We start from the raw sequence: 20973 nt of genomic DNA, 5'->3' as shown, positions 1-20973 counted from the left end.
ACAGGAGAACATGATGGGACTGTTGATTAACGGTACATGGCACGATCAGTGGTATGACACAAAAACAAGTAACGGTGAGTTTGTCCGCAAGGAATCACAGTTCCGTCACTGGATAACGTCCAACAGTTCTTCTGATTTTCCTGCAGAGGCAGATCGTTATCATCTGTATGTTTCACTCGCCTGTCCTTGGGCGCATCGCACGCTTGTGATGCGCGCCTTAAAAGGCCTGCAACATATCATCACTGTCGATATCGTTGATCCTTTAATGCTCGAAAACGGCTGGAGCTTTAGAAAAGATTCGCTAGCTGACGGAGATACCCAACTAAGCGCTAACTATCTTTATCAGATCTATACCCATGAAGATCCTGACTACAGCGGTCGCGTTACTGTACCGATCCTCTGGGATAAAAAACAACAGCGAATTGTAAATAACGAATCTGCCGACATTATTCGGATGCTTAATTCAGCCTTCGATAATCTGGGTGCAACAAAAGGCGATTACTACCCTCTTGCTCTCCGCTCCCGGATTGATGAACTTAACAGCTGGATATATGAGACCGTTAATAACGGCGTTTACAAAGCTGGTTTTGCGACGACACAGGCGGCCTATGACGTGGCCGTAAGCGCACTTTTTAAATCATTAGATAGTTTAAATGAGCGCCTTAGCACACAGCGTTATCTTCTTGGTGATCAGATGAGCGAAGCGGATATTCGCTTATTCACCACATTAATACGCTTTGATCCGGTGTATGTCAGCCATTTTAAATGCGACCTCAAACGTATCGCCGATTACCCGGCCCTGTCGGGATATTTAAGAGATATCTATCAGACAGCGGGTATTGCTGAAACGGTCGATTTTGATCATATAAAGCAGCACTATTATTGCAGCCATACGATGATCAACCCGACGGGCATCATCCCCATCGGACCAGCCTATGACCTCAACGCAACACATGGGAGAGCTTCATTATGAATACCTCACTACAAACAAGGGCTGTAGCCCGACTTATCCAGGCCATTGATAGCCAGGATGGAGCAGGTGTAAAACTCAAACGCAGTCTGGGCCGCGGTGCTACGACGCGTGTCGATCCTTTCCTGATGCTGGATGCCTTTTCGTCGGCTAATCCTGATGATTATATTGCAGGTTTTCCGCCACACCCGCACCGCGGCTTTGAAACGGTTACTTACATGTTAGATGGCCACATGATCCATCGCGATCACATGGGCAACGAAGGCGACTTGCGTGCCGGTGGCGTACAATGGATGACGGCAGGCAGAGGTGTGATTCATGAAGAGCGCCCGAAAATGAGCGAAGGGCTGATGCGCGGATTCCAATTATGGATCAACCTGCCCGCCAGTGAGAAGATGAAACCCGCCGCCTATCAAAATATTGAACCCGAGGAGGTTCCGGTAGTAACACTCAATAACGGCAGTATCATTAAAGCTATCGCCGGAACACTAGCGCTTGAAGGGCAGACTATTTCAGGGCCCATCAATAGCGGCAGCACTCAAGCCATCTATCTGGATGTCCGTATCCCTGAAGGACAAAAAATAACACTACCCATAGCAAACCATTTAAGCGCTTTTGTTTACTTGTTTGAAGGCAGTGCCGCGATTGGCGAACAAACGCTGACCGGGAACTCAGCCGCTGTATTAACTGCAGGCGACCTGGTAAGTATCAGTGCCCCTGACCAGCCAACCAGGTTTTTATTGATCGCGGGAAAACCCATTGGAGAGCCGATTGCTCAATATGGCCCGTTTGTTATGAACACTATGGAAGAAGTTGAGCAAGCCATGCAGGACTACCAAAACAATACGCTAACCGATTAAAAACCGCGCAATAAATAAAGGGCAGCATTGGCTGCCCACTTTGCATTAATGTGTAGCTTTCTCTCCCCAAATCGTTTTCAAGCGCTGATCACGACCGCAATTCCAACGATAGGCTTTATAGCGCAGAGGATTATTTTTGTAATAATCCTGATGGTAGCTTTCATTACCCTTAATCGGATAAAAAATTGAGGCATCTAAAATAGGGGTAACCACAGTCTGATTTGGGAACTGTGCAACGACTTCTTTTCTGGAGGCTTCAGCTAGCGCTCGCTCTGTATCGTTAGCGACAAAAATGGCACTTAAATAACTATGTCCTTTGTCACAAAACTGACCACGCGCATCGAACGGATCAATGTTCACCCAAAAATGCGCTAACAGTTGCTGATAGCTCACTTTGTCAGGCTCGTAGGTAATCTCTACCGCTTCATAGTGACCTTCGTGGTTACCATTGTATGTCGGGTTTTTTAAGACGCCTCCCGTAAAACCTGAAACAACATCAGTGACACCCTCTAGCTTTTCAAAGTCAGCTTCCATACACCAAAAACAGCCTCCTGCTAATACGGCTTTATCAGCCAATACAGGTGAGCCGTATGACAGCAAGCCCGAAACTACCGCAAGTAATATCAGTTTATTTTTCATGTAACCTCTCAGAAAGCTCAGCTCCTTATAATGACTGCTATCACTTCATCTATAAAGGCTAGTATCAATAACAAGCATCAATAATGGACATAAATAACCAACTAGCGGCATCGATATAAAAAACCGATTAACCAGCCGACATATCAAATGAGACAATAATTATCGGGAGTTGTTACCTGACAGAACAAAGATTCATCTAATTACTCGCATACAATTTTCAGATCTTCGCTATCAAAATTTATAATGTCACCTGATATTATTTTTTTGCGTTTGCGTGTTTCAACTTCACCATTCACCTTGACCAAGCCTTGCTCTATTGCTGATTTTGCTGCACCACCGCTGGGAGCAAGGCCTTCGAATTTTAGTATTTTATATAGTTCAACTGGTTCTGTTGTAATCTCTACTTCTCTCATTAATGTTCCTTATTGTTCACGCTAAAAATAGTAAGAAGTTACTTACGCTCCACTGAAGCTACTGTTTCTGTCTGGAAATCTGCTGGCATAACAATTTTCAGCAACGCTTTGTATTAACTCAGCTTGCTTACAGCCGACCTCACTAACCCGTTTATCTCTTCATTCTTAATACATGATTTTTCAAGATCAAAATTCTCATAAAAGTCAGGCAAAGCATAGCTGGCCAACACTGTCCCGCCAAAAAAGGGGGCTGAGTTTACCGCTTGTGCCAGCACACTTGCACCGCCTCTCGCGCCTGGAGAAGTAGAAAACAGTATCATTGGTTTATTCTGAAAAACTTTCGGATTGATTCTTGAGCACCAATCAAACAAATTTTTGTAAGCAGCTGAGTAAGAACCATTGTGCTCAGCGAAAGAGATGATCAAGGCATCACTGCCTTGGATTTTAGCTAAGAAGTCTTTCGCAAGTGCCGGGTGACCCAGCTCCTCTTCCTTATCCTGACTAAACAGAGGCAGTTCAAAATCATTTAAATCCAGAATATCAATGTCTGCAGAAGTTAGTAAGGAAGCCGCATAAGTGGCTAACTTTTTATTGATAGACTTTTTGCTACTGCTAGCCGCAAACACTAAAACTTTCATAATGAACCCCATAATCTGGTATGAATGAACCCCTGAGTGCTACATACCAGACAATGTAATACTCAGCGTCTTTTAAATCTCTTAGCTATAATATTTAGCGGCATTACTTAATTATGTTTAGTTGTATTTTTTAACTATTTTTAACTATTTTTTAATTGTTCTTGAATTACAGGGGACAGGCTGCGCCAGCATGCCATTGATAGATAGCAAGTTCCGGGGTCAGTCAGCTAACATCTGACAAAAGGATTAGTGAACTCCTCACCGGCTAAAAACTCTGATTTAAAAGCAAATATATAGTTGAGCTCAGATAGAGTGATACTAATCAAGAATCTACCAAGGAGTCTGCTGCTAATCGTGCCAAAATAGTATTTTTTAATTTTTCTATTCGCTTGAGATTAGCGCCAAAATCACTATACCCCACTCTGGAAGCTGATCGAAAATGAAGTAGCTTGTCCTGACTGTCAAAACGTAGTTCAACATCATCAACAAAACCAAACAGGGTCGACTGGAATGTGGCGGCCAGATAGAAAGGATGCTCCCGGTGGCTGTCATCATCCGTTTGCACAGTGCCGCCGAGTTCAATAACAGCTTGCTTGGCTATGCGAATAATATCCTCAGCCGCGGGCTTCAACGCGGCATCAACAACATCCACACTGACCGGCAAATCACTGATAACTGTGTAGTTAATGGGTAAGACAAAGTGCGACTGGTCATCAGGATATTCACTGCAGACACAATTCGGTTTTTGCTCGCACGCTGCCAATCGAGCGTCAATTAAGCCAATAGGATTGCCTTTTTTAGACAGATACCCCAAAACAAAAAAATAGACAATGATGAGGGTAAAAACCACCACGATTATTGAGAGTACGAGCTTCATCGTCGGGTATTCCTAGCGTTGTTGAGTGAACAAAAAAAGATATTCATATAAAAAACAGATAGATGTTTAAAGATATTAATGTGAAAAGACGCTGATGAAACATAAGATTTAAGAGTGTACCCCTATTACTCGCTACTGAGAAGCTCGCAACCATTGGAGATCCTCGTCATGGATGATAGACCGTTACTGAATCAACCAATCCAATCCATGGTGATCAGACAGATAGATGATAAAGGAGTTATCAAAAGGTGCCTCCCAGAGGATAAGCAGCCTGATTGTGAGTAATTTACCACTCAAGCGCCTGAGAAAGTTTTTGTTGCGACCACCGATACATGAATCAGCATAAAGCTTGAAGAGCCAACGTACTGAACTGAACGGACCTCAATATACGGTTCCACATTTTATTCACATTCTGAGCGATCTGATGAGTTATTCTGATCTCAAATCAATGTTCGAAGATACAAAGATGAATAGTGGAATATCCGGAGCCTATATGGTGCCCCCTCAGTCACAATCTACCAATAACTCTTCTTCATTGTCTTCTGATCAGTGCCAGCTAATTGAAGATACGCTGGGTTCGATCACAGACATCCTCAAGGAGACTGCAGCGGAAGGGAAGCTGATCAATGTGACTGCGTAATTCACAAAGACGACAGCTAATAATGAAAGGCCTCAAATGACTTTTTTGCAAAATTTAATAGATTGATAAAACACTAACAGGAAATGATCATGCGTAAACAATTATTCGTTGGAATCATGGCAGCCGTAATCGGTGCCGGCACACTAGTCACAGGAACAGCTTTTGCAGGCGGTTGTAGCGATCAAGATAACAAACACAATAACCGACCAGAAATGATGCAATACCACAATAAGGGTGACCGTTCAGATATGAAAGGCAAACCTGATGCTTGTGGTAAGAATATGCCTGTAACGCTTCACGATTTAAACCTGTCTGAAGCTCAGCAGGACCAACTGAAACAACTAATGCGTCAACAGCGCAACAATATAATCGCACTAAACGACGCTAAGCAAGATATGCTGGAAGACCTGCGAGATTTAGATGTACAAGCAGCAGACTATGATGAGCAAGTTGAAGCGTTAGTTGTTATGGCCCAAAACCAGGCGGCACAGCAAATGCGAATTAAGACCGATGAAAGCCGGAATATTTTTGAAATTCTGACACCTGAACAGCAAAGACAAGTATTGGAACAGTAACGCTAAACCTACCTAAAGCCTCCTATCAGAATTTGGCCCGTTTGCACGTCAATTCATTCTGATAGGAGATTCAGCTGACAAATCTTCAATATCACGATAGCTAAGATTGAAACGTTAATTGAAACAAAAATGCTACCAAACTGCATGCCGGATGATGACTGGCGGGAAGTGGTGACGTTTATGCTTATTTTGAGATGGTTTCATTAGCTAAACGTACCAAAGGTCATGGAAGGTGTTTCTACAAAGAGTGTCTTACGTAAAGGAAGACCTGGACCTGAAAGTAGATTGAATTAAGTAAACTGTCCCCGTAATTCAGGGTAGTTTAATCACATAAACCGGCGAGTCTATGTGGCGGATAAGTATACCGATATCAACGCCATCATAGCTGGCAACTCTGAAACGGCCAAAGGTTTGCTCTACGTTTGTTGGATGATGGCTTGTCTTTGCCGCATGCGCAATTGGGTTGAGCTGGTTGGTCGCAGCAGTGATGTCTTCCCAGCTATAGGTTTCCCTATTTTGCTCTGCTACGTTGCTTCCGCCGTTTTTTCGAATGCAAAAAAGCTCACCTCCGTTGGAGGCTGAATAGTAGATCATGGCGTTCAGTGCAGGGGCGTACTCCAGAGATGCATAAGGGTGAATGGCAGGAGTAGAGCTGCTGATCAGAAGGCGTATTGGCTCTTCAGGGGCAGCAGGGTTTATCGATAGCAATCTTCTTTTTTTGTGCTCGGCTATGATCAGGCGGTCTTGCGTCGGATCATAGGCCATAGCGTTATGGTCGGCACTGTTTGCTAGTTTGCTGGTCTGGCAAGTGCCCCAGGTGCCGAACGTACCATCCTTATTCTCACCGTCCGGTGAATACCCGATGAAGGTATTGCCGTCATCGCCAGAGTTGCCCCAGAGTATCCGGCGCATAGGGTCCCATGCAGTCCAGCCTCCTGATTTTAGTTTAGCTTCGGGGTGTTTAGGGCCATGTCTCCAGCGAAGAGTGTCGAGGTTCAGTATATGTGGGATGGCAATCGCTTCTACCTCAGGACCCAATTGTCGCTGTCCCTTCAGTAAAATGTAGTCATTTCCTACCGGGTCATATTGCACGTACCCATAGGTATGAGGCGGTAATGGAGTGCCGTTGGGGTAACATGCATCTTCATAAATTGCCCCGGCGCCATATTCGTTCATTTTACCGCTGACATAACCATCCGAGATCCTGGACCACTGCCGGGTCGCCAGGTTGAAAGCATGTACGTCTGATCCAAAATAATCATTATGGCCGCCCCCAAAAATTATCATGCTGCCACTGTCGCCAAAATAATCGGCAAAGACTGCTCCATTCCAGGTTTCTGTTATCGACCAAAAATCACAACGGCCACTCCAGGGGGCTTTGGCGTAACGTCCCAGTAGTCGCCTTGCGCGCATCTCCAATGACCGTGAAGGATTGAGGTTTACGTCTCTGGCTGGGTCGCCGTCTTCCAGATATCTTGTGCCTGTAGGTGTCGGCGCCAGCCCCAGGTCAGGGTGGTCTCCGGAAAGGCGGTACCAGTGTCCGGTTTCCATGCTGCCCACCCAGGTGGGAGTTGTTTTTTTACGTTTTGCGCTAAGATTCGTCATCAACAGGTTGTTCTTTTTGTCCATGGTTAAGGGTTTCGGTCAACCCCACCCTTTGTTTTGGAAACTTTGTTTTGGAAACTTTGTTGTGGAAGCTTTGTTGCAATCTTGTCATAAACTGTCACTGATCTCACGTCCTTTGAGGAAGATACTATTCGCCATCTGGATGAACGCTTCGGTCGTTTACGGAAGTCCAACTCTTCAATTTAAAATGGCAGCTATTTAAGTCGCTTCCGACGCTAAGCGGTCATTCTCAAAGAATTTTAATCGCACCAATTGCTCCAAAGTCAATAATATTCCTGTATTCTTCACTCTCAATAACTCACTAGATGAAGGAAAAATCATGTCGCTTCGGATCAATGATGTTGTCCCTGATTTCTCGGCTGAAACCGATTTAGGTGCTATTAATTTTCACGAATGGATTGGTGATAGCTGGGCTATTTTATTTTCTCACCCTAAAGACTTCACGCCGGTATGTACAACTGAGTTCGGTGCGGTCGCACAACTGAGTGCAGAGTGGACAAAACGCAATACTAAGGTGATTGGCGTATCTGTTGATGGTGTTGAAGACCATAAAAAATGGAAAACGGATATCGAACAGGTTGCTGGTGCTAAAGCCGGCTTCCCGATTATTGCGGACGAGAGCCTGCAGGTTTCCAAGCTTTTCGACATGTTGCCCGCAGAAGCATATTTGCCGGATGGGCGGACACCAGCAGATAGCGCTACCGTGCGCGCTGTATTTATCATTGGTCCTGATAAGCAACTTAAGCTGTCTATGACCTATCCGATGAATGTCGGCCGCAACTTTGCAGAGGTACTGCGTGCTTTAGATGGTTTGCAAACAGCCGCTAAAAATGGCGTTGCGACACCGGCTAACTGGGTGGTTGGTGAAGATGTGATTATCCCACCAACAGTGAGCAATGAAGATGCAACAGCTAAGTTCGGCGACTTTGAAACCGTGTTGCCATACTTGCGTAAGACCTCTTTGAAGTAGCCGTATAAGGTAACAACGTTAATTACTTTATCACGAGCCTGCCCAAGCAGTGTTAGCTGCAAAACGTTGCTAACACTGGACTGGGTCAGGGCTCGCAGGGCGCTCTTGCAGTCACCGCATAGCAGCGTCATTACCCTCTGCACTAACAATTCGGCGCGCGTTCCCCGTCCGGTGATTCATCCCTTTGTCCGGTAACACGAGTAAACTAGTTACACCGTGATTAACCATGACATAGCACTATTTGTCTTTTGTATTTGTCATATTGTTTATTGCTACTACCAATATTGCCCCAAGCAACACTACCCCTATTGTAGATAAGGAACGCCAAACTAAACCTGTGTCACCTATATAGCCCCATATACCTAAAATAGAGACTGTAGTGCCGAGTAAAATAGAAATCAGACCAACGATTAAAGCCACTTTATTTAAAATCATAACTACCTACTTTTATATGTCGCGCATTTTGACTGCCGGTGCGACACATTGAATTCTGGAGGCCGGTGGGCGAAGCTCATGGTCGACTAAAACCCAAGGTGAGCTCACTATGCCAAAGAAATAAACCCGACGAAGAATGATACTAGGTTTATCAGGGGGTGACATGGATTCGATACTTTCCATTAGGTGCCAGCACTCCATTTAAACGCCAACCAACACAATGCAACCAACTAGTTTGATAATAAACGTACTAATGCCGCAGGTACGCTTGTTTGCCAGGGTTGAAAACCTGTCTATGTGGTTTCATCCCCATAAGGCAATACTTAGTTGAGTTTTACCGCTAAATAGGTCACTTGGCCATCCGATGATTGCGGTAAGAAAAATAACCCGCCGTAAGCGAAATATTGGGTGTTCTCAATTTTCACCGGTTTAGCACCATCAGGCAGCGCTGAATAATGTTTACTAGCTTCATAACTCTCACTACTCGCCTGTGCACCACTTATCGGCGCTTCAACAATCACGTAATTGTTGCCTGAACGTTGGTAATAAACACCTTCAACCACATAGTAGGTTTCAGCATCGAAAAAGAGGGTATCAGGGTGAGAGGGAAGCGAGTGAATAATCAGGCCCGGGGGCGGAAGTACCACGCTATAGTCATCACCCATATGGTGATAATAAATTCCGGCGTGATAGCGGTATTCGACTCCACGATGGCGAATGGCAATAGCCTCTCTGGGTAATATATGCAGGCGATGGCCCGGCGCATAGCGAGGTACCGAGAGTGCAGCAATAGCCACACCAGCCGCTACGCCAAGGCCCAGAATCAGTGCCGGACCTCCCCCGTGCCCTCCCCCTCGCGGCATCGGACCGGCACATGCGCTCAACAAGGTTATTGAGCAAATGATCGGTATCCAACGTAATTTCATAATTCATCGTCCTCGTGCTTCTTAAATAACGGCAAAATGCTGACTTGATATCTACTATGGGTGACATACCCGAACGAAAACTGACTAGCTACTGCTTTTACCGAAGCTTTACGAGTCCTGATATTACCTGGCTGTTGTTATGCTTTGAATGATGGCTTAATTCAGCATAATCCAAAGCATGGCGTGGAGTATGGAGATAAAGTGAAGTTTTCAAAATAAGTAAAGAATTTACATCTTACCTTTGCAGAAGCAATTTATAACCTACGCCATCGGTAGAGAGGGTAACTTCCGGATCCTGGATGATCTGTTGTATTTTCGGTGTGAATTTTTGATACGTCTGCTTCAGGTCATTGCAGCCTTAGCAGTATTCATACAACCAGGTACAGATTTGGCAGAGGAGTTGTTCAGAAAAAGAAAAAAGTGAAATCACAACGCCTATCATCTCAGCAAGGGGTATCAGCGGTCTGAGTGTAGGTCGTTGTATAGTTTTTTTAAAAAAATTATTCTAAATTGTTGAATATAATACCTTCAATACCCCTGAATCATCAGCATCTGGCATCTCTGGCCTACTGCTCAAATTTATAGTATTCACGATTCAAATAAGCAGCTACATCACTGACATCTTCCGGAAACCAGCCGACATCCAGGTTGGTATTACACCCTTCAACCATCGCTTCCAACTTCGCAAAAGTTGTCGCCTTACGATCTTCCCGTTGGTAAAAAGATGCTTCATGACAGGTCTCACAATTAGCATCTGTGTATTGTTCGCCACGGATCGTTCGTTCGAGTTCAACTTCATGATACAGCTCAGCACCATTATCAGCATCACCCGCGTATACGTTGGAAATACTAAGAAAGAGCATCGTAATCAGGACATTTTTTTTCATGTCTGCCTCCTTGTGGCTCATCATCTTGTAGAGCTTTAGCAGTTACACACCATCTAATTGCCCCAGATGGCTGATAAAGTCTTCAGGGCCTGTAAAACCAACCAACATTAAATGCGGCTGCATCACACCTGATTGATTATAAAAAATCAAAGCAGGCGGCCCAATAACACTATAACTTTTACTCAGCGCTTTAGCATCTTCATCGTTAGCCGTAACATCAACCTTTATACGCACAAAATTTGCCAGTGCTTGTTTCACCTCAGCGTCTGCAAAGGTGACATGATCAAGCTCAACGCATGTAATGCACCAGTCAGCATAAAAATCGAGCATCACGGGTTTACCTGTCCGTTTAGCATCCTGCAAAAGCGGCTCCAGTTGAGCAATTGATGTTACAGTAATAAAACTCATTTCACTCGGTTGAGTATTTGCTGCTGAAGCAGATGAGAATCCCTTAAGGGGATAGAGCAAGCTGTTACCGCCTGACAATACACCTAAGAGCAATGCGGAACCGTAAAGCAGCAACATTATTCCCACGCCTTTCCATAGCTTGAGCCAACCTTTCGCACCCTGCGGCAATGAATCTAATGCACGCATGTAAATAGCGGAAATAATTAAAACAACCGCGGTTAGCCCCATAGTAACAACCACTGACACAACACGATCCAGCATCCAGACAGCCATCAATAGTAAAGCGACACCAAAGCCTGCTTTTATAGAATCCATCCAATGCCCTGCTTTGGGTAATAATTTACCCGCGGACGCACCTATTAATAGAATCGGCACCCCCATTCCCATGCTCAATGTAAACAAGGCAAGCCCTCCCATCACAGGATCGCCCGTCTGACCAATGTAGATGAGCGCTCCGGCTAAAGGTGCAGCCATACAAGGGCCGACAATAAGCGCCGACAGTAGTCCCATAATCGCGACACCTGAAACCGTACCGCCTTGCTGATGATGGCTGGTGTTATTCAGCTTACTTTGCCAGCTGCTGGGCAGTTGCAATTCATAAAAACCAAACATCGACAATGACAAGAGTACAAATATCAGACTGAAAAAACCAATGATCCAGCTATTCTGAAAAGCAGCCTGTAGATTCTCACCAAACAGGCCGGCCAACACACCTGCTATCGTGTAAGTAACAGATACGGCCAACACATAGATCAGCGACAGAAAAGTGGCGCGCCGTGTGGTAATTCTGTGGCCATGCCCGGCAATAATACTGGAGATAATCGGTATCATGGGAAATACACAAGGTGTCAATGAGAGTGCTAACCCGGCTATAAAAAACGCACCCAGCGTTAACAGTAAACTGTCACCCGACAGCATCCGGGCAAACTGATCTTGTTCACTGACTAAAACAGGCGCAACCGGTTGCTCTATTTGAGTTACTTTCTGTGATGATTCAGGCAGCGGGGTTATTAATAGCGGATTTGCCAATGTGGTTTGAGTATTTTGGATATCAGCAGGAACATCGGCGACGTCGAGTGTTGTTGTCACGGGAGGGTAACAAATCCCGCCTTCCCAGCAACCTTGATAGGTTATTTTCAGCGAGCCATCGCTTGGCGAACCGGTCAGGCTGCGCAGTTGCAACGCGACATCTGCATTGTTATGAAATACTTCAACCGTGCCAAACAAGGGATCATCTTTGGTATCAGTTTTACTATTTACACGACTGATAACTTCCAGCGTGTCGGAAGGACTGATGGTTATACGATCCCGGTACAGATAGTAACGTTCTTGAATATCCCAGTGCAGTGTTATTTTTCCGTTATCACCTACCTCAGGAATGAAAATATACGCTTGTTCGACCGGTAGCGGACCATCGTTAGACTGGCCTGCTTCATTTTTTTTATCAAAAAATCCGGCATGTGCCTGGGATGCAATTAATATAAGCATCCACAGTATTGTCAAAATTTTCAAAACAGATTTTGTTACGCTCAACACTGCAGAGCTACTCCTGAATCAATATAAGATAGGTTATGGACTACATCCGGTCCATTGAGTTCTATATAAGAGTATGATTTATAAAATATATTCAAATCCATCTAACATGACTCATAACAACAATCAGACTGCATTATATCACTCATACCGGCTTATATCTTTTCCGCTTTCATTCCAAGTTAGCACGCAACAGCCCTTATAAACGTCATGACTTTATGGTAAAAAGATGCCTACTTATGATTGCGTTCTTATGATCACTTTACCCAGCCAAGATATCGGCTTGTACCGAATAGCTTCAGGAAAAAAGCACCATGACAGATAACCGCGTAGAAAACCTTAATGTCGAATCTCATTCGGTCCTGATTACACCCGAAGATCTGAAAAGAAAATTACCGATCAGCGAAGCTGCTGCATCGTCTGTAATGGAAGGCCGTCAGGTCATCCGTGATATTCTTGACGGCACCGACAAACGTATTTTTGTGGTAATAGGCCCCTGCTCTATACACGATGTAGATGCTGCGCTTGAATACGGTAAGCGTCTTAAAAAATTATCAGAACAGATAAACGATTCTGTCTATATCGTCATGCGCGTCTATTTTGAAAAACCTCGTACCACTGTTGGTTGGAAAGGATTAATTAACGATCCTCACCTGAATGACTCGTTTGATATCGAGGAAGGTTTACACATTGCCCGTAAGCTGATGTTAGACCTGTCAGAGATGGGACTGCCGTTAGCTACCGAAGCGCTCGACCCTACCACGCCGCAGTATTTACAGGATCTGATCTCCTGGTCCGCTATCGGGGCACGTACGACTGAATCACAAACACATCGGGAGATGTCTTCGGGTTTATCTTGCGCGGTTGGATTTAAAAACGGTACTGATGGCGGCTTAACAGTTGCCACTAATGCACTCAAGTCAGTTAAGCACCCGCATAATTTTCTTGGTATCAGCCCTGATGGCCAGGTATCGATCATTCGTACGAAAGGAAACCAGTACGGACACATTGTACTGCGCGGCGGCGACGGCAAGCCAAACTATGATTCAGTCAGTGTTTCAATCTGTGAACAGGCATTGGAAAAGTCCGGTCTGAAGAAAAACATTATGATCGATTGCAGCCACGCTAACTCCAGCAAGGATCCGGCACTACAGCCCCTTGTTGCAGAGAATGCAGCCAATCAGATCCTTGAAGGCAATAAATCGATTATCGGCCTGATGATCGAATCAAACCTGGAATGGGGCGCGCAGTCTATTCCCGAAAATCTTGCGGATCTGAAATATGGTGTATCTGTTACAGATGCCTGCATTGACTGGCCTGCCACTGAAAAATGTTTGTTGGATATGCACAACAAATTAAAAGATGTACTGCCTAATCGATAGAACACTCAAATCAAAAACAACAGGGCCTTTATGGCCCTGTTTTTACACATAAGTCAGCCCCCCTTTTTTTAAATTTAAGAGTATTTTTAACGGCACTTAAATTTACAATCGAACTCTAACGATGGAATAATATTAATAAATTTGTTTTATAGGGAGATCAACTATGAACACTTTATCGATTGATGGCTGGTGCAAACCCAGCGATAACGGAAAATCTGTTCCCATTGGTATGTTTCATTTTACGGTCGATGATGAAAGCCACTTGAAAATGGAGCGCGCCGAAGAGCAACTGCAGGAGTCTCAGGAGAAGGAAGTATACATTGATGTCGATATGAATATCATCGAACTGGAAACGCCTGAAGGCTGCGGTAACTTATCCGATTGCCGGCTGCGTGTTTACCTTACCCCTGAAGATCAGCGTGGTCATTTCCACTTGGTTGGTCATCGCGCAAGTGATGGAGAACTCGTCTATACCAATGCTGTTATGGTTGATCAGCTAGGTTAACAAAGAGGTTAACAAAGAAATACTTTTAGCTAACGTTGCAATTCACCGGCTGCCATAGAAGCGCCGTGGAACTGGCAGTCCGGGTGAATTTTCCTTGTTATGAGGGTTCTTCGCTCACCCAATGAATAGTAACCTTTCTATTACCCCAATCTTTGGCTTTATTGATATCTTTACCCATATAAATATCTATTTTTTGTCGCCATCGCTTATTCATTTTATCAAGTACCTTATACTTTCCCTCCAGCCCCTCTATTGAAACCTCGACGCCAGGCCTGAGCCCCTTTTTAATGAGGTCTCTCGACACTGCAATTGCCTTCATTCCCGGCTTAAGAGTATCTCCCCATGCAGCAAGCGAAGGCGTCGAGTCTGTTTCATTGGGGTGTGAAGTATAGGCTGAAGCGGTTACTTCTAAGGAGTTTGTTTTATCACTACACCCAGACAAGAAATATATCGCTGGCAAGATTATAAAATAACTAAACCTTCTCATATTTTGCACGCAGTTGTTTTTTCATAACAGCTTATTTTATGGAGTATGGGCCTCTACTACGTTGATGCCCTATTTGGTTCTCATGTAAAACTACCATAGGTATTATCATTATTCCCCATATTTAAGGGCGAAGGGACTGGTTATTTGGGCCGGACTTTACAGTTCATCAGTGACCGTAAGAAGGTGTTGTTAGCCCTTGTGAATAATATTTCCGGCTTACCCATACGCAGTCGATTTTAAGTCTTTGACTCTATTCCTATATCATCCAGGCACAAAAAAACCCCATCATTTCTGATAGGGCTTTTTTTAAAACCAGCTTAAATTAAGCAGTTTTTTTAGCAGCCGCCTTTTTAGCAGCAGGAGCTACAGCGTCCTTGTTTTCAGTCAGGATAGCCTGAACTTCAGCAAAGTAAGCCTTGGTATTTTCAGCAGATGCTTGTACTTCTGTCTGCAGAGCTTCAAGGTTGGCCTTAGCTTCTTCAGATTTTACGGCTACAAAAGCAGTCAGCGCTTCAACGTCCTTAATTTCTGAAAGGGCTTTGAAATCAGCTTGTGCCTTAGCAATTTGCTTCTCAGCAGTCGCTTTCTGCAGCTCGAATGCTTTAGTAAAGGTTGCTGTGTTTAGTTCGATCAGCTTCTGAACAGGAGCGCCAAAAGCAGAGAAGTCAGCAGTAGGAATATTATTGAACATGATTTATACCCATATAGAAAAGTAGTTGATGGATGAATAGTATAGCGTTCCATGTTGCAGTGCAACATTTTTTATACTTACTACTCACTATTTTTATTAACTATCTGAAATTAATAGATATATTTAAATTAATTTTTTTGTGCGGATGCTTACATTATATAGTGCAGGAAACGTGCTGAGGTTTACAGTTTTATTGTGCTATCACTGCAGTCACAATAACTCAGGCCAGCGAAAACTCAGGATAAGTCAGGTTGGCCAATCCGCAAAAGATTACACATCGCTAATAAAGCTATCTTCAATCGGCTCATCCAGCAGCCATACACTGAAGACGATACCAAACAACGGCGTCATAAAAGTAAAAACGCCCAACTGTGATGCTGAATACTGACGAATCAGCCAGAAGCCCTGCTTTGTAGGTACTACGGCTGATTTGTGCGACCTATTTTGTGCGACCTATACAGTGCTGAAACGCTATTGTGTTGCTCGGTATCGCCAGAAAAGAGCTACAGCGACTATGCCTACGGATCTTTTCCGCTTCGAACATAAAAAATATCATCATTAACGGGCGCTGACGCTGGCTTCTGTCCAGAGGCTTTTCTTTTCAAGCAAGCTTTTCTCAATGCTTAACAGCTTAAGCAGAAGAACAACGCCAATCATCACCACAGCGGCAGACAGGCATAGCCCAATATCATAGTTACCAAAAGCTTCGGCAAGATATCCGGTAAGTACCGGTGCAATGATTTGTGCAGCACCATAAGCCAATGTCATTGTGCCCATGAATTTAGCCGGGTTACTTGGATAAAACTTGCCCGCCATCGTCAATATCAGACTGACACAGGCGATAAAAGTACCACCAAACAGCAGCGCACTTAATATAACAACAGGTAAAGTGTCATTTATGGCAGGGAGAATAATTCCTATCGCTTGTAGGATATAGGCGACTAATAGCGCTCTGAGATAACCAATAATTCTCGCAATTCTATCCCATAAAAGAGCTGCCGGGGTAGCCGCTAGCCCAACCAATAGAAAAGCCAATCCCCCCTGCCCTTGCAAGCCTTCAGCACCCTCTACAATATCCACAATAAAGGTGGAGCTGACGACATAACCATAACCGGCACAAAAATAGGCCAACAACATTATCGATGTAAAAGCTTTACCCGGAGGGTTATCTTTTGCAGCAACCCCTGCCTGACCTGCGGCAGAAGGATGGGGCATCCATAGCCATGCCGGAATCGCGACTACCGCCGCCATCACAGCTAAAGCCAGCCACTGTTGCTGCCAGTCGACTGATATAGTCAGCATACCTTCTACGAGTAATGACGTAACAATGATGCTTACTCCGGCACCAGAAAAGTGAATACCTAATTCAGCACGGTGATTATTACTAACCAACCATTTTAATATCAGGCCTGAGGCAATAATCAAACCTCCTGAGGCACAGATTCCGGCAATAAATCGCAGCACAGCCCAAGTAACCATATCAGAAGTCACCACCATCGCGGCTGAGGTGATAACGCTCAAAATAAGATAAAGCCGGTGCAAGTTGTACTTGTAGTTCAGGTTGTGCATGCTGGCAGCAAGCAGGACTCCTAACATATAGCCCATAAAGTTAGTGGTAGCTAACCAGCCTCCACCGGACTCCGTCAGGCCCGCGCTATCCTGCATTATGGGCAATAACAAACTATAGGAGAAACGTGCGACACCAACAGTCACAATTAAACTGCAGATACCTGCAAAATACACACGGCTTTTTGTCAGCTGCGTTAACATGCTTTCACCTTGTTGTTGAAAGATCATTAACCGACTCTACGCTGCCCTGCTAAGATTAAAAATTGAATCATTTAGAACCAAAGCTTCTGATTATGAGAACTATATGGAAATTTTGACACTGAAGACTTTTAAGGCGATTGTTGATGAAGGAGGTATTAAAGGCGCTGCTGATAAGCTACATACGGTCCAGTCCAACATCACCAGCCGCATTAAAAAGCTGGAAAGGGAACTGGATACAAAGCTTTTTATTATAGTCGGAAGAAAGCTACAGCTAACACCAAGTGGCCAGCAGCTTTGTGAGTATGCCAATCAGATTCTACAGTTAGAATATCAGGCAACGTCCGCCATTTTACGTGATAAGGGTAGTTATGAATTAAGAGTCGGCATGCCAGAAACATTTGCTGCCGTACATATGCCTCTGGCACTCAAACAACTTAAACAGAATCATCCGCAGATTCGAACGAAAATTTATACTGATACCAGCGACAGGCTAGTATTTGCTGTCCTGGACAACAAAGTTGACTGTGCAGCGTTGGGTAATGCCCCTACACATGAAAACCTAGTTGTCATACCTATATTACAAGAAGAACTGGTACTAGTGACGCCTCTGGAGAGCGATTATGATCCTGTATTGTTTGTCCGGGATGAAGGTTGTGGCTACAGAAAATGCGCTCTTACCTGGAAGCAGGAAGCGGGGCACGCTAGTGATAATCTAATGGTCATGAGCAGTGCTGATGGTGTTTTAGGCCGTATCTCTGCTGGGTTGGGCTACACCATTATTGGTAAAAATATGGTGGTTGGTAGCCGCTATGAGAAGTCCCTTGTTATGACGCCAGTTAGCCATGGACAAAAACATGTTCAGTTATCAATTGTCTATCGTAAAAACAGTCCATTAGAGGCAGGAACACTCACCCTTGCAAAGCTTTTAACTAAGTAATTGTGCCATTTTCGACACACTCTTTATCTAAGTTAGCGTCTTGTGTTTATCCTTTGAGTCCACAGCACAAAGCAGACAATTAATCACGGATATTGCAAATTCTGTTGGCATTTAGCTGGCAATATACAAGCGTAATAACTGGCTTCACGTCCCTACTTCGACGCTAGCTTTTTTTGCAGGGAAACAATATTCACGGCTGATTTGTGCGACCTGAACACTGTAAGATTCATACCAGTGCTTACGCCCCAGTTGTTGCGCGATCTGATGTTCAGCATGTGATTTCCAATGTCTGATGCTCGCTTCGTCCGGCCAGTACGAGAGTGCAATCTCATTGTTGCCTTCGGTAACGGCAGCAAACTCTATGCAGCCAAATTGTTCAATTGCCAACTCACGCATACGGTTTGCCACGATAAAATATTCTTCGTCCGTTTCCCGTGTTTTTGCACGGAAGATCACAACATACATAATTACATTCACTCTAATAAATCCAGGCCAGCTTGAACGACTAGTTTGAACGACTAGCTTGCAAAAAAGACCAAACGTAGCTCATTTCAATCAGGTTTAATAGCATAGGTAAAAGAACAGCAACCTAAAGAAATTATCGCTACCGGGTATATTACCTTTCACCTGCAATTTTGAATCTGCTAAACTTTTATCGTTTCCCGGTACTTTTAATACACAGCTCCGGGAACCGCTCTGAATACACAAACCTATTTACACTACCCTAACTGAACTGCCCTAAATACTCAGCTCTCTAAAAGGACCCCTATCTCGATGTTTTCGACACTTGCCAGTATTAATCGCTCTTGTTATTTTTGGATCGCGATGATTGTTACCTGCTTATGCATGGAGTCTATAGCGCTTTATTATCAGTACGCTCTGGACTACGGCCCTTGCGTACTGTGTGTTCAGGTCCGTGCCTGGGTGTTAGGACTATTAGTAATCTCTGTTTACGGCTTGCTGGTACGTAAAAATAAAATACCCTTGATGATAGCCAATTTAATCACCTTATTTTTTGCAGCAGGAGTGCTGGAGCGTTCCTATACAACACTAGGTATCGAACGCGGCTTTATCGAAGGTAGCTGCACACTGAACTCTGGATTTCCTTCCTGGCTGGCGCTGGATAAATGGCTGCCGGGTGCATTTGAACCCTGGGAAGCCTGTGGTTATACCCCTGAGCTATTGTTTGGCATTACGATGGCAGAAGGCCTTGTTGTATTGGCCGTGGGCTGGGTTATTATTTTGCTGCTTATGCTGATCAGCAGTGTAAAAAAGTAACCTGTATTGAGTTCTGATTAAGCCCTCTCCCCTCACAGCCCCCTCACCGCCGCAAATTGTGAGGGGGCTGTGAGGGGAGTTATGATGGGGGTTCTGATGGGAAGCAGTAATCTTTTCCACTCCCCTGATAAGCCTGCGATTAATTTCCATTGGCTTGGCGGGTCCTGATTGAAGATCATCAAAATTCCAGTCAAGCCAATAGCAATGATATGGCCCAATTAAACAGATCAACGCAGCCTTAAAGCCTAATAAACGAAATCTTAAGCAGTCAATTTTATTGACACTGAAATTGTTAAGCGTTATTAAATTAACTATCTGCCAGTCAAAAACCGCGCTACTTTGTCATTGTTTTTCTTTAACGCAGACCAAGCACAAGCGGCAGAGATACGTTAGAAAAACACATTTACAATGTGCGTAAATGGACGTTAGCAATGAAGGCCCGAAGAACAACATCCTTTATTCTCCCATCAGACAAGCTAAATAGCTTGATTCACAGCCTGCAACAAGCAGGGTATCAGGTTGTCGGTCCGGTCATTGTTGATCAGGCCATTATTTACGACCAGATCAAATCAGCAGACGACCTCCCGCAGGGCTGGACGGATGAGCAGGAAGCCGGTCGTTACCGCCTCAAACGCCGACAAGACGCTGCGTATTTTGGCTATAACGTCGGCCCGAATTCCTGGAAAAAATACCTGCAACTGCCTCGCCGACAGGTCTGGCAAGCGCATAAAACAGCCGATGGCATCGAGATTGAGCCGATCAATGCTGCCATCACCCCACTTGCATTTCTGGGTGTTCGTAGCTGTGAGCTACATGCAATAGCTATACAGGATCGCGTCTTTCTATCGGGCGAATATCATAATGAAGATTATAAACAGCGCCGCCAATCGATTTTCACAGTCGCGGTGAACTGTACTCAGGCAGCCGCTACCTGTTTTTGTACATCAATGAATACCGGGCCAGCCGTATCCTTGCCGTGCGATTTGGAAATCACCGAAATCATAAACGATGACGATCATTATTTTTTATTACGCAGCGGATCAGAAAAAGGCCAGCTAATCCTGCAGCAGCTGCCAGTTACTCCTGCAACCTCAGCCCACCAGCAGCAACAAAAAGCAGCCATAAATCAGGCAGAAAAGCAGATGTCAGCGGGCCCCAGAGTGTTTGACAGTAGCGACCTACAGGCACTGCTATACCGTAATTATGAAAACCCTCTGTGGAGTGATATTGCCCAGCGCTGCCTGTCCTGTGCCAATTGCACCATGGTTTGCCCGACGTGCTTTTGCTCATCCGTTGAAGACACTACTGATCTGAGCGGTGATCACGCGGAACGATGGGAGCAGTGGGATTCATGCTTTACCGCTGACTTCAGTTATATCCATGGTGGCTCAGTTCGCCCCGACACGCGTTCACGCTACCGCCAGTGGATGACTCACAAGCTGGCAACCTGGCATGAGCAGTTCAATACCTCCGGCTGCGTCGGTTGTGGTCGATGCATCGCCTGGTGCCCGGTTGGCATTGACATT

Annotated in this window: 23 protein-coding genes; 10 read left to right on the top strand and 13 right to left on the bottom strand. The window is 44.7% G+C overall.

Annotated features, from left to right (window positions below; translation table 11 throughout):
- The first annotated feature begins 13 nt into the window (after positions 1–13).
- Both ABY436_RS04195 and ABY436_RS04190 read left to right on the top strand, forming a co-directional pair.
- Positions 14–973: a glutathione S-transferase family protein gene (locus ABY436_RS04195; RefSeq protein ID WP_372737791.1), complete on the top strand. Its 960-nt coding sequence runs from the start codon at positions 14–16 to the stop codon at positions 971–973.
- Positions 970–1830, top strand: a complete 861-nt coding sequence (locus tag ABY436_RS04190; protein WP_372737770.1) for a pirin family protein — start codon at positions 970–972, stop codon at positions 1828–1830. Before ABY436_RS04195 ends, ABY436_RS04190 begins: the two co-directional genes overlap by 4 nt.
- Before the next feature lie 45 nt (positions 1831–1875).
- Here ABY436_RS04190 and msrA read toward each other — a convergent pair whose 3' ends face one another.
- The 4 genes from msrA to ABY436_RS04170 all read right to left on the bottom strand — a co-directional run bounded on the left by msrA (position 1876) and on the right by ABY436_RS04170 (position 4397).
- Positions 1876–2469, bottom strand: coding sequence for a peptide-methionine (S)-S-oxide reductase MsrA (msrA, locus tag ABY436_RS04185; RefSeq protein ID WP_372737769.1), 594 nt, complete (start codon positions 2467–2469; stop codon positions 1876–1878).
- 200 nt (positions 2470–2669) lie between these two features.
- Positions 2670–2882 (bottom strand): RNA-binding S4 domain-containing protein, encoded by a 213-nt coding sequence (locus tag ABY436_RS04180; RefSeq protein WP_372737768.1) that lies wholly within the window; start codon positions 2880–2882, stop codon positions 2670–2672.
- A 113-nt stretch (positions 2883–2995) separates the two neighbouring features.
- On the bottom strand, positions 2996–3520 hold the full coding sequence (locus tag ABY436_RS04175; protein ID WP_372737767.1) for an NADPH-dependent FMN reductase: 525 nt from the start codon (positions 3518–3520) through the stop codon (positions 2996–2998).
- Between the two features lie 322 nt (positions 3521–3842).
- Positions 3843–4397, bottom strand: coding sequence for a DUF1499 domain-containing protein (locus tag ABY436_RS04170; RefSeq protein ID WP_372737766.1), 555 nt, complete (start codon positions 4395–4397; stop codon positions 3843–3845).
- Positions 4398–4863: 466 nt separating this feature from the next.
- Here ABY436_RS04170 and ABY436_RS04165 point away from each other — a divergent pair, with 466 nt between their 5' ends.
- Together ABY436_RS04165 and ABY436_RS04160 are read left to right on the top strand one after the other, a co-directional pair.
- Positions 4864–5037: a hypothetical protein gene (locus ABY436_RS04165; RefSeq protein WP_372737765.1), complete on the top strand. Its 174-nt coding sequence runs from the start codon at positions 4864–4866 to the stop codon at positions 5035–5037.
- Positions 5038–5126: 89 nt separating this feature from the next.
- The gene (locus ABY436_RS04160; RefSeq protein WP_372737764.1) at positions 5127–5612 is read left to right on the top strand and encodes a Spy/CpxP family protein refolding chaperone; all 486 of its coding nucleotides are present in this window, start codon (positions 5127–5129) and stop codon (positions 5610–5612) included.
- A 312-nt stretch (positions 5613–5924) separates the two neighbouring features.
- On the opposite strand, the gene ABY436_RS04155 is transcribed toward ABY436_RS04160, so the two are convergent.
- Positions 5925–7217, bottom strand: a complete 1293-nt coding sequence (locus tag ABY436_RS04155; protein WP_372737763.1) for a hypothetical protein — start codon at positions 7215–7217, stop codon at positions 5925–5927.
- 340 nt (positions 7218–7557) lie between these two features.
- On the opposite strand from ABY436_RS04155, the gene ABY436_RS04150 reads away from it, so the two are divergent.
- The gene (locus ABY436_RS04150; RefSeq protein WP_372737762.1) at positions 7558–8208 is read left to right on the top strand and encodes a peroxiredoxin; all 651 of its coding nucleotides are present in this window, start codon (positions 7558–7560) and stop codon (positions 8206–8208) included.
- Between the two features lie 237 nt (positions 8209–8445).
- On the opposite strand, the gene ABY436_RS04145 is transcribed toward ABY436_RS04150, so the two are convergent.
- From ABY436_RS04145 to dsbD, 4 genes are all read right to left on the bottom strand, one after another.
- The gene (locus ABY436_RS04145) at positions 8446–8643 is read right to left on the bottom strand and encodes a hypothetical protein (RefSeq protein WP_372737761.1); all 198 of its coding nucleotides are present in this window, start codon (positions 8641–8643) and stop codon (positions 8446–8448) included.
- A gap of 323 nt (positions 8644–8966) precedes the next feature.
- Entirely contained in the window at positions 8967–9569 is a 603-nt protein-coding gene (locus ABY436_RS04140; RefSeq protein ID WP_372737760.1) for a DUF6515 family protein, read from the bottom strand.
- Between the two features lie 566 nt (positions 9570–10135).
- Positions 10136–10456 carry a hypothetical protein gene (locus ABY436_RS04135; protein ID WP_372737759.1) on the bottom strand — a complete coding sequence of 107 codons (321 nt, stop codon included), beginning with the start codon at positions 10454–10456 and terminating at the stop codon, positions 10136–10138.
- 42 nt (positions 10457–10498) lie between these two features.
- Positions 10499–12400 (bottom strand): protein-disulfide reductase DsbD, encoded by a 1902-nt coding sequence (gene dsbD, locus ABY436_RS04130; RefSeq protein ID WP_372737758.1) that lies wholly within the window; start codon positions 12398–12400, stop codon positions 10499–10501.
- Between the two features lie 311 nt (positions 12401–12711).
- Between dsbD and ABY436_RS04125 the strand changes: the two genes are divergently transcribed.
- Both ABY436_RS04125 and ABY436_RS04120 read left to right on the top strand, forming a co-directional pair.
- Positions 12712–13779, top strand: a complete 1068-nt coding sequence (locus ABY436_RS04125; protein WP_372737757.1) for a 3-deoxy-7-phosphoheptulonate synthase — start codon at positions 12712–12714, stop codon at positions 13777–13779.
- 163 nt (positions 13780–13942) lie between these two features.
- A complete protein-coding gene (locus ABY436_RS04120; protein WP_372737756.1) occupies positions 13943–14284 on the top strand; it encodes a hypothetical protein in 342 nt (113 codons plus the stop codon).
- Between the two features lie 97 nt (positions 14285–14381).
- Here the strand turns inward: ABY436_RS04120 and ABY436_RS04115 are convergent, their stop codons facing one another.
- The 3 genes from ABY436_RS04115 to ABY436_RS04105 all read right to left on the bottom strand — a co-directional run bounded on the left by ABY436_RS04115 (position 14382) and on the right by ABY436_RS04105 (position 17232).
- Positions 14382–14771 carry a 3D domain-containing protein gene (locus ABY436_RS04115; RefSeq protein ID WP_372737790.1) on the bottom strand — a complete coding sequence of 130 codons (390 nt, stop codon included), beginning with the start codon at positions 14769–14771 and terminating at the stop codon, positions 14382–14384.
- Between the two features lie 322 nt (positions 14772–15093).
- Positions 15094–15462, bottom strand: coding sequence for a hypothetical protein (locus ABY436_RS04110; protein ID WP_372737755.1), 369 nt, complete (start codon positions 15460–15462; stop codon positions 15094–15096).
- A gap of 558 nt (positions 15463–16020) precedes the next feature.
- Positions 16021–17232, bottom strand: a complete 1212-nt coding sequence (locus ABY436_RS04105) for a YbfB/YjiJ family MFS transporter (protein ID WP_372737754.1) — start codon at positions 17230–17232, stop codon at positions 16021–16023.
- Positions 17233–17335: 103 nt separating this feature from the next.
- Between ABY436_RS04105 and ABY436_RS04100 the strand changes: the two genes are divergently transcribed.
- On the top strand, positions 17336–18169 hold the full coding sequence (locus ABY436_RS04100) for a LysR family transcriptional regulator (protein ID WP_372737753.1): 834 nt from the start codon (positions 17336–17338) through the stop codon (positions 18167–18169).
- A gap of 144 nt (positions 18170–18313) precedes the next feature.
- Here ABY436_RS04100 and ABY436_RS04095 read toward each other — a convergent pair whose 3' ends face one another.
- Positions 18314–18646 (bottom strand): antibiotic biosynthesis monooxygenase, encoded by a 333-nt coding sequence (locus ABY436_RS04095; protein ID WP_372737752.1) that lies wholly within the window; start codon positions 18644–18646, stop codon positions 18314–18316.
- A 297-nt stretch (positions 18647–18943) separates the two neighbouring features.
- Here ABY436_RS04095 and ABY436_RS04090 point away from each other — a divergent pair, with 297 nt between their 5' ends.
- The gene (locus ABY436_RS04090; RefSeq protein WP_372737751.1) at positions 18944–19447 is read left to right on the top strand and encodes a disulfide bond formation protein B; all 504 of its coding nucleotides are present in this window, start codon (positions 18944–18946) and stop codon (positions 19445–19447) included.
- A 431-nt stretch (positions 19448–19878) separates the two neighbouring features.
- A partial coding sequence (locus ABY436_RS04085; protein WP_372737750.1) for a 4Fe-4S dicluster domain-containing protein occupies positions 19879–20973 on the top strand: 1095 nt, incomplete at its 3' end.

Source organism: Neptunomonas sp., from assembly GCF_041601355.1.
Taxonomy (GTDB): domain Bacteria; phylum Pseudomonadota; class Gammaproteobacteria; order Pseudomonadales; family Balneatricaceae; genus Neptunomonas.
Note: the sequence above shows the minus strand (reverse complement) of the source record. Positions and strands in the feature narration are given on the sequence as shown.